The organism is Nocardia vulneris, assembly GCF_001613425.1.
GTDB lineage: Bacteria > Actinomycetota > Actinomycetes > Mycobacteriales > Mycobacteriaceae > Nocardia > Nocardia vulneris.
In genome coordinates this window covers 131,268-146,963 of the sequence record NZ_BDCI01000002.1, presented here as the reverse complement: position 1 = coordinate 146,963, position 15,696 = coordinate 131,268, and the positions used below count along the sequence as shown (strand labels likewise).

Genomic DNA, 15,696 nt, shown 5'->3' with positions numbered 1-15,696 from the left:
GCCGCGGGCGTGCTGGAGTTCGTGGGCCGGGCCGACGATCAGGTGAAGATCCGCGGGTTCCGGGTCGAGCCCGGCGAGGTGGAAGCCGCTCTGGCACAGCATCCTTCGGTGGGTCAGGCGGTGGTGCTCGCCCGCGCGACCGAGACCGGAGGCGACCAGCTGGTGGGTTACGTGGTCGCTGCCGGTGCCGAACACGAACTCGACGGCGCCGACGTGCGCGGATTCGCCGCCGCGCGGCTGCCGGAGTTCATGGTGCCCGCGGTGGTGACGGTGCTGGACGCCCTGCCCCTGACCGCGAACGGCAAACTCGATCGCGCCGCGCTGCCGGACCCCGAGTTCGTCTCCTCGGCCCGCTATCAAGCGCCGCGGACCACGCAGGAGCAGGTGCTCGCGACCGTGTTCGCGGAGGTGCTCGGCGTCGAGAAGGTCGGGGTCGACGACAGCTTCTTCGAGTTGGGCGGCGACAGCATCCGGTCCATCCAGGTCGTCTCGCGGGCGCGGGAACGCGGGGTGCAGATCAGCCCGCGCGAGGTGTTCGAGCATCGGACGGCCGCGGGGCTGGCAGCGGTCGCGGTCGAGCGCGGCGCCGGCGGCACGGTGCTGGCGGAGTTGCCCGGCGGCGGTGTGGGATGGCTGCCGCTGTTGCCGGTGGCGCGTTTCATCCGGGAATTGGGTTCGGGTTTCGACAGTTTCACGCAATCGCTGTTGCTCGAGCTGCCGCTGGGGATCGATCGGGCGGGTCTGCTGGCGACAGTGGGTGCGGTGCTGGATCGGCATGAGGTGTTGCGGGCGCGGCTGGTGGACGACGAGCGCGGCGCGGGGCTCGAAGTGGCACCGGTCGGCGCGGTGGACGTGGGCAGTCTCCTGCACCGGGTGGACGTCACCGACCAGGACGCCGAGGAGGACGCGGCGGTGCTCGCCGCGCAGGTCGAAGCCGCGGTCGCCCGGCTCGCTCCGGCGGCCGGGGTACTGGTGCAGTTCGTCTGGTTCGACGCCGGGCCCGCGCGGCCGGGCCGCCTGTCGATCGTCGCGCAGCATCTGGTGATCGACGGCGTATCCTGGCGAATCCTGGTGCCCGACTTGGCCGCTGCCTGGTCGCAGGTGGCGACGGGTGCGGTGCCGGTGCTGCCGATGGCAGGCACGTCGCTGCGCCGCTGGGCACACGGGCTGGTCGAACAGGCGAGCAGATCCCGGTGGACCGACCAGTTGCCGTGGTGGCGCGGGGTACTCGAACGCCCCGATCCGGTGCTGGGCGCGCGGCCGCTGGATCCGGCCGTAGACGTGCTGGCGACCGTCGAGCAGGTGCGGGTCGAGCTGCCGGTGGCAGTGACCGAGTCGCTGCTGACCGCGCTGCCCGCGGCGTTCCACGGCGGCGCCGAGGACGGTCTGGTAGCGGCATTGACTGTGGCCGTGCACCATTGGCGGCACCGCCGCGGCCGGTGCGCGGAGCACGCCGGGGACGCCTGCGACGATTCGGTGCTGCTGCGGCTGGAAGGTCATGGCCGCGAGGAAGACACCGTGCCGGGGGCCGAACTGTCCAGTACCGTCGGCTGGTTCACGAGCGTGTTCCCGGTTCGGTTGCGCGCCGGGGTGACCGAGTGGGATCAGCTCTGTGCGGGCGGCCCGGCCGCGGGTGCGGCGGTGAAAGCGGTGAAGGAGCAGCTGCGCGCGGTTCCGGACAAGGGCATCGGCTACGGACTGCTGCGCTATCTCGATCCGGCGAGCGCCGCAGTGCTGCGCCAGTATTCGACCGGGCAGATCGGGTTCAACTACTTGGGCCGGTTGACCGCCGGTGATCTGCTGCCGGACCGTCGGCAGGGTGCGGGCTGGGCGCCGTCGCAGGATGGTGCCGCGGCAGCGGCGGCCCCGCATCCGGCGATGCCCGCGCTCGCCGCGCTCGACGTCACCACCATGGTCGTCGACACCCCCGAAGGCCCTGTCCTGCAAGCGGTGTTCGCGGCACCCACGGGGGTACTGCGGCGACACGAGACCGCGGAGCTGGCCGAGCTGTGGCGGCGCGCGGCCGCCGGTGTGGCGCGGTGTGCCACCGGACCGGACGCGGGCGGGCGGACGCCGTCCGATCTGCCGCTGGTGGCGCTGGACCACACCGAGATCGAAGTCCTGGAGGCGCAGTACCCGCACCTGGTGGATGTGTGGCCGACGACGCCGATGCAGTCGGGGCTGCTCTTCCATCGGGCGCTGGCCGATTCGGGGTTCGACGCCTATCACATGCAGGTGGTGTTCGAACTGGCCGGACAGGTGGATCCGGCCAGGATGCGGGCGGCCGGTCGCGCGCTGCTGGACCGTCATCCGAACCTGCGGGCGGGATATGTCGAAGGCGTGCGCCGTGAGCCGGTACAGGTCGTCGTCGATGCGGTCGACTTGCCTTGGCGCGCCGTCGATCTGCGGGATCGGGACGAAAGTGCGCGCGCTGCCACCTTGCAGCAGCTGCTGCTCGCGGACCGGCACACCCACTTCGACATGGCGCGGCCACCGCTGCTGCGATGGACGCTCGTGCAGTTGACCGACGAGCGCGCCGAGCTGGTGTTCAGCACCCACCACGTGCTGCTGGACGGCTGGTCGCTGCCGTTGCTGATCCGAGATCTGTTGCACCTCTACGGGAGCGACGGTGCAGCCGATGCATTGCCGCAGGCACCGGACTATCGGCACTTCTTGACCTGGCTGGCGCAGCGCGACGTGCCTGCGGGCGTACAGGCCTGGGCCGACGAGCTGGACGGGTTCGCGGAACCGACCCTGCTCGCCGGGCCGGGCGACGACGTCGGCGCGGCCGAGGTCGAGCAGGTCGCGGTGCCGCTGGACGCGGCGACGGCGGCCGCACTGCCGCGGCGCGCGAAGGAATTGGCCGTCACCGTGAACACCGTCGTGCAGACCGCGTGGGGCGTCCTGCTCGCCAAGACCACCGGTCGCAACGACGTCGTGGCGGGTGCCACGGTGTCGGGTCGCCCGCCGGAGATCCCGGACGTGGCTTCGATGGTCGGATTGTTCATCAACACCGTTCCGGTGCGGGTGCGGTTCGGTCCGCGTGACAGTCTCGCGGATCTGCTGGCCGACGTGCAGGCGCGCCAGGTCGCCCTGCTGGACCAGCAGCACGTCGGTTTGGCCGAGATCCACCGCGCCGTGGGTCTGAATGTCTTGTTCGACAGCCTGATCGGGTTCGAGTCCTATCCGGTCGACTACACCGGTATCGGCGCGGCCGCCGACAGCAGCGGCCTCGCCATCACCGGTCTGCGCGCCGACGCGCCGACCCACTATCCGCTGACCCTCGTCGCGGGTGCCGCCCCCGCACTGCAACTGCGCCTGGAATACCGCACGGACCTGTTCGGCCGGCCTGCCGTCGAGGCGATGGCCCGACAGCTCGCGCGCATAGTGCGCCAGGTGATGTCGGATGCGAGTGTCCCGGTGGGCTCGATCGATCTGCTCGGTGCCGACGAACGCGAACTGGTGCTGCGCCACTGGAACGACACCGCGCTCGAGGTGTCCGGCAGCACCCTGCCGGAGCTGTTCGAGGCGCAGGTCGCGCGTACGCCGGACGCGGTCGCGGTGCGCTGCGGCGACGTGGCGGTGTCCTACCGGGAGCTGGCCGCGCGGGCCGATCGCCTGGCCGCGCTGCTGATCGCCCAGGGCGTCGGGCCCGATGATGTCGTGGCGGTGGCGCTCCCGCGCTCCGTGGACCTGATCGTCACACTGCTGGGCGTCTTGCGGGCCGGCGGTGGCTATCTGCCCATCGATCCCGCGTATCCGTCGGAGCGTTCCGCGTTCGTCCTCGCCGATGCGGATCCGGTTGTCCTGGTGACGGATTCGGTGACCGGAGCAGCACTGCCCGAGACCTCGACGCCACGGCTGCAACTCGACGCACCCGCGACGACCACGCGCGGGACGGGACGAACCGGGTCGGCTCGGACGGTGACGCCGCAGCATCTCGCGTACGTGATCTATACGTCGGGATCGACCGGTGTGCCGAAAGGCGTTGCCATCACCCATGGCAACGTGGCACACCTGGTCGCCCAGGCGTGGTTCGCGGGGCCGGGGGAGCGGGTGCTGGTGCACTCGTCGATCGCGTTCGACGCGTCCACCTACGAGATCTGGCCCGCGCTGTGCGGGGGAGCGACATTGGTGCTCGCCACCGGGGAGCGGTCGGACCCGGCGGAGATCACGCAGGTGGTGCAGGACCGGTCGGTGACCAAGATGTTCGCCACGCCGCCCCTGCTGTCCGCCTTGGCCGATTACGCGAAGTCGTTGCCCGGCACGCCGTTGCGGAGCTTGATCCAGGTGAACACCGGTGCCGACACGGTGACCTCGGGGTTGGTGCAGAGCCTGCGCGCCGGTTGCGCGGGCCTGCGCGTCGACAATCTCTACGGCCCCACCGAGGCGACGGTGGACGTGACCTCCTTCGTCGTGCCCGCCCGGATCGACGGTGCGGCCGTGCCGATCGGTGCGCCGGTCGCCAATTCCCGGGTATACGTGCTCGATCCGTGGTTGACGCCGGTGCCGATCGGTACCGCAGGTGAATTGTATGTATCCGGTGCCCAACTGGCCCGCGGCTATCGGGGCCGAGCGGGGTTGACCGCGCAACGGTTCGTGGCGGATCCGTTCGGCCCGGCGGGCGGACGGTTGTATCGCACCGGTGATCTGGTGCGCTGGAACGCGGCCGGGCAACTGGAGTTCGCGGGCCGGATCGACGATCAGGTCAAGATCCGGGGTTTCCGCGTCGAGCCGGGCGAGGTGGAAACCGTCCTCGCGCAACACCCCTCCGTCGCCCAGGCGGTCGTACAGGCCCGGGCCGGTGACCGCGGCGGCAAACAACTGATCGGCTATGTGGTCGCGGAGCGAACCGACACGAGCGCAAGCGAACTCGACGGGGGTGCGGTCCGTCGTTTCGCCGCCGAGCGGTTGCCGGACTACATGGTGCCGACGGCGGTGCTGGTGCTCGAGTCGATGCCGCTGACCGCCAGCGGAAAGGTGGATCGCCGGGCGCTGCCGGAGCCGGAGCTGAGTTCCTCGGCGGCGTACCGGGCGCCGCGTACCAGCCAGGAACAGCTGCTGGCCGAGGTGTTCGCCGAGGTGCTCGGACTCGACCGGGTCGGGGTCGACGACAGCTTCTTCGAGCTGGGCGGCGACAGTATCCGGTCGATTCAAGTCGTCTCGCGGGCAAGGGAATTGGGCGTCGAGATCAGCCCGCGCGAGGTGTTCGAGCATCGGACGGCCGCGGCGCTGGCCACGGTGGCGCTCACCCGCGAGGTGGCCGCCCCCGTGCTGGCGGAGTTGCCCGGTGGCGGTGCCGGGTGGCTGCCGCTGCTGCCGGTGGCGCGCTTCGTCCGCGAATTGGGCGCCGGGTTCGACAGTTTCACGCAGTCGCTGTTGCTCGAACTGCCGGTGGGGATCGATCGGGCGGGCTTGGTCGCGACCTTGACCGCGGTGCTGGACCGCCACGATGTGTTGCGGGCGCGGCTGGTCGACGACGAGCGCGGCGCGGGACTAGAAGTCGCGCCGCCGGGCGCGGTCGACGTGGACGGCGTGCTGCACCGTGTCGAGACCGCGTCCTTCGCGGCGCATCCGGCGGACCGGGCCGAAGTGATCGTCGCGCAGGTGGCGGCGGCGGTCGGCCGGATGGCGCCCGCGGCGGGTGTGATGGTGCAGTTCGTCTGGTTCGACCGCGGTCCGCACCGGCCCGGCCTGCTCTCCTTCGTCGCGCACCACCTGGTGGTCGACGGGGTGTCGTGGCGAATCCTGCTGCCCGACTTGGCCTCCGCATGGCAGGAAGTAGCCGCGGGCGTCGCGCCGGAACTGCCGGGCACCGGCACGTCGATGCGGCGGTGGGCGCACGGTCTCGCCGCGGCGGCCACCCGTCCGGAGCGCGTGGCGGAACTGGCTTGGTGGCGTTCGGTGCTCGACGGCCCCGACCCGGCACTGGGCCGCCGCGCGCTGGACCCGCTGGTCGACGTGATGTCCACGGTCGAGCACGTCCAGGTGCGAATGCCGGTGCAGGTCACCGAGACCCTGCTGACCGCGTTGCCCGCGGTGTTCCACGGTGGCGTCGAGGACGGATTGCTCGCGGCCTTGGCCGCGGCGGTGACCCGCTGGCGGGCCGGCCGGGGCGCCGACGCGGACTCGGTGCTGATCCGGCTGGAAGGGCATGGGCGCCAGGAAGACACCGTCGCGGGTGCCGATCTGTCGCGTACCGTCGGCTGGTTCACGAGCATGTTCCCGGTGCGATTGCGTGCCGACGCCGACGCGTGGGACCAGCTCTGCGCGGGGGGCCCGGCGGCGGGCGCGTTGTTCAAGTCCGTCAAGGAACAGTTGCGCGCGGTTCCGGGCAAGGGCCTCGGGTACGGCATGCTGCGCTATCTCAATCCCGAGACCGCTGCTGTGCTGCAAGCGTTCTCGGCCGGTCAGCTCGGGTTCAACTATCTCGGGCGGTTCACCTCGGCCGATCTGCTGCCCGCGCGATTGCGCGGCGCGGGCTGGACGCCCGCGGTCGACGGCGAGCAACTGATCACGCCACTGGACCCGGCGATGTCCGAGCGTCCCGCGATCGCCGTGCTGGACGTGAACGCGATGGTGATCGACACCGCCGCCGGACCGGTGCTGCAAGCGGTGTTCGCCGCGCCCGCAGGCGTACTGCCGCAGCACGAGATCCGGGAACTGTCCGAGTTGTGGCGCGACGCGGCCACCGGCCTGGCCCGGCACGCCGAGCTCGGCGCCGGTGGACTGACACCGTCGGATCTGCCGCTGGTGACGTTGGCGCAGCACGAGATCGAAGCGTTGGAGGCGAGATACCCGCGCCTGGTCGATGTCTGGCCGCTGACCTCGATGCAGTCGGGGCTGCTGTTCCATCAGGTACTGGCGGGCGCAGGCTTCGACGCCTATCACATGCAGGTCGTCTTCGGCCTGGCCGGCGCGGTGGACCCGGAACGGATGCGCGCGGCCGGACAGGGTCTGCTCGATCGCTACCCGAACCTGCGGGTGGGCTTCGTGACGGACGGGCCCGGAGATGCCGTCCAGGCGGTGCTCGCGGGTGTCGAATTGCCCTGGCGGGTAGTGGATCTGCGGAATACCGAGGCGTCCGCGCGTGGTGCGGCGCTGGACCGGCTGCTCGACGAAGACCGGCGCACCCATTTCGACGTGACGCGGCCGCCACTGCTGCGGCTGACGCTGGTGCCGATGGCCGACGACCGTTGCGAGCTGATCCTGACCGCCCATCACGTGCTGCTGGACGGCTGGTCGCTGCCGCTGCTGCTGCGAGACCTGTTGCACCTCTACGGCTCCGGCGGCGACCATTCGACGCTGCCGCAGCCGCCCGCCTACCAGGAGTTCCTGAAGTGGTGGCACCGCAGGGATTCCCGCGCCGCCCGGCAGGCCTGGGCCGCGGAACTCGACGGGGTCACCGAACCAACCCTGCTCGCAGGCCACGACGGTGGTGCGGCCGACGGAGTGGTGCACGTCGCCGTGCCGCTGTCCGCGGCGACGGCGGCCGGGTTGAACCGGCGCGCCACCGACCTCGGCGTCACGCTGAACACCGTGGTGCAGGCGGGTTGGGGAATGCTGCTCGCCGCGACGACCGGACGCCGCGACGTGCTCACCGGTGCGACCGTCTCCGGTCGTCCGCCCGCGATTCCCGGCGTGGACGCGATGGTCGGCCTGTTCATCAACACCGTTGCGGTGCGGGTGCGATTCGGTGTGCGCGATACGATCGCCGACCTGCTGCGGGCTCTGCAGGCCCGTCAGGTGGCCCTGCTCGACCATCATCACATCGGGCTGACCGAGATCCATCAGGTGACGGGTCTGAACGTCTTGTTCGACACGCTGATCGGCTTCGAGTCCTATCCGGTCGACCAGCGCGGCATCGGCGCGGCGGCGGGCACGAGCGGTATCACCATCGCCGACCTGCACCCGTATTCGCCCTCGCACTATCCGCTGACGTTCATCGCCAACGGCGGCCCCGTACTCGACCTGCATCTCGAATACCGGACCGATGCCTTCGGCCGCTCCGAGGTCGAGGCGCTGGCCGCGCGGTTGGTGCGGATCTTCGAACAGATCGTGCGCGATCCGGAGATGCCGGTGGTGGCCATCGATCTGCTGGGCGCAGCGGAACGGGAATCGGTGCTGCGTCGCTGGAACAGTGCGCTCGCGGCGATACCGGAGGGCACGATCGCGGACCAGTTCCGGGCACGCGTGGCCGCGACCCCGGACGCGGTTGCGGTCGTCTGTGCGGATACCGAGCTGAGCTATCGCGATCTCGATCTGCGGTCGCAACGCCTTGCCCGCGTCCTGGTTTCGGCGGGCGTGTGTCCCGACTCGGTCGTGGCGGTGGCGTTGCCACGGTCGGCCGAACTGCTCGTCGCGCTGCTGGCGGTGCTGAAAGCCGGGGGTGGATACCTCCCGATCGATCCGGCGTACCCCTCGGATCGGCTGGCGTTCATCCTCGCCGATGCCGGGCCGACGGTGCTCGTCACCGACCAGGCGACCGCCGCGGCCCTGCCGCACAGCGAAACTCCCCGCCTCTACCTCGACACGCTGGATTCCGGACAGCATCTCGACGGCGGCGACCTGCCCACCACGGTGCGGCCGGACAATCTGGCCTATGTGATCTACACGTCCGGCTCGACCGGTGTGCCCAAAGGCGTTGCCATCACCCACCGCAACGTGGTGTCCTTCGCCGCCCAACCCGTATGGCAGGGCGGTGCGCACGAGGCCGTCCTGCTGCATTCCTCGATCGCCTTCGACGCGTCGACCTACGAGATCTGGGTGCCGCTGCTCGGCGGCGGCCGGGTGGTCGTCGCGCCGCCGGAGCGCACCGATATCGCGGCGCTGGGCCGGATGATGCTGGCGCACGGGGTGACCGCGGCCTTCATCACCACGCGGTTGTTCGAGCTGTTCATCGACCACTGCCCCGAGGCGCTCGGTGCGCTCCGGCAGGTGTGGGCGGGCGGCGAAGAACTGCCGGCGCAGGTGCTCACCCGCGCACTGCGCGGATGCCCCGAGACCCGGGTCGTGAACGGATATGGCCCGACCGAGACGACGACGTTCGCGACCTGTCGCGGCTTCGAGAACGCGGACGGCGGCGTGGACGCCGTGGTGCCGATCGGTGTGGCACTGGCCAATATGCGGGCCTTCGTGCTGGATCCGTGGTTGCGGCCGGTGCCGGTCGGGGCCGCCGGAGAGCTGTACCTGGCGGGCGCGCAACTGGGCCGCGGCTATCACGGCAGGCCCGGCACGACCGCCGCACAGTTCGTCGCGGATCCGTTCGATCCGGCGGGCGGGCGGCTGTACCGCACCGGGGACGTGGTGCGCTGGAACAGCACCGGAGAACTGGAGTATGTCGGCCGGGTCGACGATCAGGTGAAGATCCGTGGCTTCCGGATCGAGCCGGGCGAGGTGGAAACCGCGCTGGCGCAGCATCCTTCGGTGTCGCGCGCGGTGGTGATCGCACGCGACACCGGAATCGGCGGCAAGCAGCTGATCGGGTATGTGGTCGCCGCCGATCCGGAGGATCGGCTCGACGGCGCGCAGCTGCGCGAATTCGTGGCGGGCCGGCTGCCCGACTACATGGTGCCCGCGGCGGTGCTGGTGCTCGACCGGGTGCCGTTGACCGCCAACGGCAAACTGGACCGAGCCGCGCTGCCGGTCCCGGAACTGTTGTCCGCCATGCCTTATCGGGCTCCGGGCACCGAGCGCGAACGGGTGCTGGGCGACCTGTTCGGCGAAGTGCTCGGGCGCGAGCGGATCGGCCTGGACGACAACTTCTTCGAGTTGGGCGGCCACTCGTTGCTCGCCACCCGTCTGATCAGCCGGATCCGTGTCGAACTCGGGGTGGAGGTGCCGATCCGGGCGGTCTTCGACGCGCCGACCGTGGCGCGGCTGGCGGAGCGGCTCGATCCGGAAGCCCGCGTCCGGCCCGCGTTGACGGCGGGCGCACGACCGGACGTGGTGCCGCTGTCGTTCGCGCAGCGGCGGCTGTGGTTCATCCATCGCCTGGAAGGCCCGTCCGCTACGTACAACATTCCGCTGGCCGTCCGGTTGCGTGGCGTGGACGTCGCCGCGCTGACCGCCGCGATCGGTGACGTCGTGGCCAGGCACGAGACGCTGCGCACGGTCTTCGTCGAGACCGACGGGGTGCCCGGTCAGCGGGTGCTTGCCGCGGACGGTGTCGAGGTGCCGGTGCAATCGACCGAGGTGTCCCCGGACGAGGTGGACGCGGCGGTGACCGCGGCGGTGCGCTTCGGGTTCGACCTGTCGACGCAGATCCCTATCCGGGTGACGATATTGTGTTCGGGGCCGGGCGAATACGTGCTGGTGCTGCTGATCCATCACATCGCCGGTGACGGCTGGTCGATGACGCCGCTGCTGCGCGACCTGGCGACCGCCTACACGGCCAGGGCGGACGATCGGGCGCCCGGCTGGGAGCCGCTCCCGGTGCAGTACGTGGATTACACGCTGTGGCAGCAGGACCTGCTGGGTGCGCCGACCGATCCGGACAGCGCGCTGGCGCGGCAGTTCGACTACTGGCGGGCCGAACTCGATGGTCTGCCCGAACAATTGCGACTGCCCACCGACCGGCCGCGGCCCCGGGTCGCGAGCTACCGCGGCGATATGGTCGTCTTCGAGATCGACGCCGAGATCCGGTCGGGTGTGCAGCGCCTTGCTGCGCGCGAGGGCGCGACGGTATCCATGGTGTTGCAGTCGGCGCTGGCCGTGCTGCTGTTCGAACTCGGTGCGGGCGAGGATATTCCGATCGGCGCGCCGATCGCGGGACGGACCGACGCGGCCCTGACCGACTTGATCGGCTTCTTCGTCAACACCTGGGTGCTGCGTGCCCGGGTCGTGCCGGCGGCCCCGTTCACCGAGCTCGTCGGCGCGATCCGGGCGAAAGCGCTTGCCGCGTACGAGAATCAGGACGCGCCGTTCGAACTGCTGGTGGAAATGCTCAACCCGGTGCGCTCGGCGGCGCAGCATCCGCTGTTCCAGGTGTCGCTGGCCTTCCAGAACAACGCCCTGCCCACGCTGGAGTTCGCCGGAGTCGAGTTCGAGCCCTACCACGCGTCCACCGCGACAGCGCGGTTCGACCTGTTCTTCAACATCGCCGACACCCCGGCCGGGCAGCCGTGGGGCGCGTTCATCGAGTACGCCACCGACCTGTTCGACCACGCCACGGTCGAGGCGATCGCGGCGCGATTCGTCCGGGTCCTGCGGCAGGTGGTGGCGCACCCGAGTGCGCCGGTCGGCTCGATCGACGTGCTCGGCGACGAAGAGCGCGGCCTGGTCGTGCACGCCTGGAACGACACCGCGGTCGCGCTCGAGCCGGACCTGACCCTGGCCGAACTGTTCCGCCGCCGGGTCGAGGCGACACCGGACGCCGTCGCCGTCATCGCCGCGGGCACCGAGCTGACGTACCGCGAACTCGACGTTCGCGCGAATCAGCTTGCGCGCGTGCTCGCTTCGCGCGGGGTGGGCCCGGACAGCGTTGTCGCGGTGGCTTTGCCGCGCTCCGCGGACCTGATCGTCGCGCTGCTGGCAGTCGTGCAGGCCGGGGGCGGGTATCTGCCGATCGATCCGGGTTACCCCGCGGATCGGTTGGCGTTCATCCTCGCCGACGCGGCACCGGTGGTCGTGCTGACCGACGCGGCCACCGCCGCGGTGCTGCCGCAGACGACAACGCCGCGGGTGGAACTCGATACGGTCACCGCGTCCGGGGCAGACCACGCGGACCGGCTCGCTCCGCCGCGGCCGCAGAACCTGGCCTATGTCATCTATACCTCCGGCTCGACCGGTGTGCCGAAAGGCGTCGGCATCACGCATCGGAACGTGGTGAACCTGGTGGCACAGGCGTGGTCGGCGGACCGCGCCGATCGGGTGCTGGTGCATTCCTCGATCGCGTTCGACGCGTCGACGTACGAGATCTGGCCCGCGCTGTGCGGGGGTGCGGCCCTCGTGGTGGCGAGTGCGCAGCGCTCGGATCCGGCCGAGCTCACGCGACTGGTCCAGACGCGGGCGGTGACGAAGATGTTCGCGACGCCACCGTTGCTGTCGGCGTTGGCCGAATACGCGGAGTCGTTGCCGGACAAACCCTTCCAGAGCCTGCGGCAGGTGAACACCGGTGCCGACAGTCTGTCCACCGGACTGGTGGATGCGTTGCGGAGCAGCTGCGGCATCTCCCGTATCGATAACCTGTACGGTCCGACCGAGGCGACCGTGGATGTGACGTCCTACGTCGTGCCCGGCGCGGTGTCCGGCGCGACGGTGCCGATCGGCGCTCCGGTCGCCAATACCCGCGTATACGTGCTGGATTCGTGGTTGTCGCCGGTGCCGGTGGGAGTGGCCGGTGAGTTGTACGTCGCCGGTACGCAATTGGCCCGCGGCTATCTCGGCCGCTCGGGTCTGACCGCGGCGCGGTTCGTGGCCGACCCGTTCGATCCGGTCGGCGGGCGGCTCTATCGCACGGGGGACGTGGTGCGGTGGACCGCGGCCGGGGTACTGGAGTTCGCGGGCCGCGCCGATGATCAGGTCAAGATCCGCGGGTTCCGCGTGGAACCGGGGGAGGTGGAAACCGTGCTCGCGCACCATCCCTCGGTGGCGCAGGCGGTGGTGCTGGCCCGCGAGACCGGCACCGGCGGGAAACAGCTGGTGGGCTACGTGGTCGCGGACAAGGCCGGACCGGTGGTCGGCGAGGACGAACTGGTCGGGCAGTGGCGCCGGGTCTACGACGACCTGTATTCCGGGGTGACCGGTGGCGCGGACGCGGTGGCGGAACCCGGCGACGAACCCGCCCGCGCGGACGAACTCGCCTCGGACTTCGGTGGGTGGAACAGCAGTTACACCGGTGCGCCGATTCCGTTGGCGCAGATGCGGGAGTGGCGGGCGGCGACGGTGGATCGGATTCGGGAGTTGGGTCCGCGTCGGGTGCTGGAGATCGGTGTGGGGTCGGGTCTGTTGATGTCGCAGTTGGCCCCGGAGTGCGCCGAGTACTGGGCCACGGACCTGTCGGCGGAGACGATCGGGAAGCTGCGCGAGCAGTTGGCCCGCGTCGATGCCGGGTGGGCGGCCAACGTCTTCCTGAGCGCCCGTCCGGCCGACGATCCGGCCGGGCTGCCCGAATGTCACTTCGACACCGTGGTGTTGAACTCCGTCGTCCAGTACTTCCCGAGTCAGGCCTACCTCGGCAAGGTCCTCGAACAGGTGCTGCGAGTGCTCGCCCCGGGTGGTGCGATATTCGTCGGCGACGTGCGCAACTTCGCGTTGCTGACGGAATTCACGACCGCGGTGCAGCTCGTTCGCCATGGCGGCGCCGACGCCGCGGCGGTGCGCGATCGGGTGCGCCGCGATATCGCCGCCGAACAGGAACTGCTGCTCGCACCGGAGTACTTCACGGCGCTCGGGCGCGAATGTGGTTTCGACGCCGTCGATATCGAGCTCAAGCGCGGGCATTCGGTCAACGAACTGAACCGTTACCGCTACGACGTGGTGCTGTGGAAGGCCCCGGCGCAACCGCTTTCGGTGGCGGATCTGCCGAAAGCCGGGTACCGCGACCACGACTGGCTGTGCGCGCTGCTGCGGAACGGTCATTCGGACGGGCTGCGGATCACCGGGATTCCGCACGCCGGGCTGATCGGCGAGGTCGCCGCGGCGGAGCTGATCCGCGGCGGGCAACCCGTGCCGGAGGAACCGGAATCGGTTTCGACGGCAGTGGGTTTCGAAGGAACGCTCGATCGGACGGTGCGGCCCGACACCGGCTTGCTGCCGGAGGAACTGCACGTGCTGGGCACCGCACTGGGCTACACCACCGCCGTGACCTGGTCCGCCACACCGGGACACATGGACGCGGTGTTCCTCGACGCCGAGACGCGGGGCGGGCGGCCGCTGGCCGACGTGTACGAGCCCACGGCGAACCCCGCGGCCTGCGCGAACAACCCGCAGGCGGGGCTGCTGGCCGCGGCGGTGCGCCGCTGGGCGGCGGAGCGGTTGCCGGAATTCATGGTGCCCGCCACCGTGCTGGTGCTCGACGCGCTCCCGTTGACCGCGAACGGCAAGCTCGACCGCGTCGCACTGCCCGATCCGGAACTGTTGTCCGCCACCGAATACCGAGCTCCGCGCACCGAACGCGAGCAGGCCGTGGCCGAGCTGTTCGCCGAGATCCTCGGCGTCGGACGGGTGGGTATCGACGACGACTTCTTCGCGCTGGGCGGCCACTCGCTGCTGGCGACCCGGCTCACCAGCAGGATTCGCGCGACCCTGGGCGTGGAGGTGCCGGTGCGGGTGGTCTTCGACGCGCCGACCGTCGCCCAGCTGGTGCCGCGGCTCGACGAAGGCGCTACGGCGGGTACGGATTTCGATCCGGTGCTGCTGCTGAAGAGTTCCGGCGGGCAGCAGCCACTGTGGTGCCTGCACCCCGGCGGTGGTCTCGGCTGGTTCTACCAGCAACTCGGCGGGCACCTGTCCGACCGCCCGGTGTACGCCATCCAGTCCCGTGGCCTCGACGGCGGGCCGGTCGCCGCATCGTTCGACGCGATGGTGGCCGACTACATCGACCGGATCCTCGCCCTGCAGGAGGAGGGCCCCTACTATCTGCTGGGCTGGTCCTACGGCGGCATCGTCGCACACGCGCTGGCCTGCGAACTCACCAGGCGGGGAAGGGTAGTCGGGTTCCTCGGCATCCTCGACAGCAAGCCGCCGGTGGCCTCGGACGACGATCCCGACGTCTCGGAGGAGCAGGCCATGGCGGGCATCCGCGATTGGGCGGCCGACCGTTTCGGCGAGCAACTCGAATCCCCGGTGATCCAGCGGCTGGTGGCGCAGGCGACCAAGGTGCTGATCAACAACAGCACCCTGCTGGACGGCTTCACCTCGCCGTGCTTCGACGGCGACCTGACCGTGTTCGCCGCCGCGATCGATGCGGAAGGCCATCGCACGGCGGACCCGGCGACGGAGTTCGAGCAAGCCTGGCGGCCCCACGTCAGCGGCCGGATCGACGTGCTCGAGGTGGACTGCGCGCACGGCGATTTCGACCGGCCCGAGAACATGCACCGGGTGGGCCGCCTGCTGAACGAGCTGTTGTGATCAGTGCGCGCGACCGAGAAAGGCGAGGACCCGGGTCTGCTCGTCGGCGTCGGCGGGAGCGTCGAGGGCGGGCCCGCAAACTCCGGGCATGCGCAGCGAGTCGCCGAGCGAGCGTGCCACGCCCTCGACCCATTCGAGCTCTGTGGCGGGGATGGTGGCGTCGGTGCCCGTGGCGCGGGCGATATCCCAGCCGTGCACGACCAGGTCGAAACAGTAGAAGCGCTCGATCGTCGCGGCCAGATCGGTGCGGCCGAAGTGGCCGTCGTATTCTCGGGTGGCCCGCGCGGGATCGTCCAGAATGTCCTGCATGGCGGCACGGGTCGCGGCCCAGGCCGCGGCCGGATCGTCGTCGACGGACGGCGCGGGCGGCAGCTCGAGCCCGACCATCCGCGCGATATCGCGTTCGCTGTCGATGACATGCCGGACGACATCGCGCGCGGTCCACTCGGCGCACGGGGAGTCGGCATCCCAGCCGGAAGCCGGAACGGCCGCCACTTTTCGGGTGAACGTCTGCGCCAGCGCGCGGTAACGGTCGGCGGGAGAAAGAGTCGATTCAGCCATGCGGCAAATTCTGCGCCACCGCCGGGAGCCCGTCTTGGATATTCGCGACACCCCGTTTCGAGC

General features: G+C 70.5%; 2 protein-coding genes (1 of these 2 cut by a window edge). One reads left to right on the top strand and one right to left on the bottom strand.

Annotated features, from left to right (window positions below):
• Positions 1–15,072, top strand: partial view of a non-ribosomal peptide synthase/polyketide synthase gene (locus NVU01S_RS02615; RefSeq protein ID WP_043667685.1) — the 3' portion only. It extends 5,670 nt beyond the left edge of the window; the window shows 15,072 of its 20,742 coding nt (coding positions 5,671–20,742); its start codon lies off the left edge, out of view; it ends in the stop codon at positions 15,070–15,072.
• Here NVU01S_RS02615 and NVU01S_RS02610 read toward each other — a convergent pair whose 3' ends face one another.
• Positions 15,073–15,633 carry a TIGR03086 family metal-binding protein gene (locus NVU01S_RS02610; protein WP_043667500.1) on the bottom strand — a complete coding sequence of 187 codons (561 nt, stop codon included), beginning with the start codon at positions 15,631–15,633 and terminating at the stop codon, positions 15,073–15,075.
• Positions 15,634–15,696 lie beyond the last annotated feature (63 nt).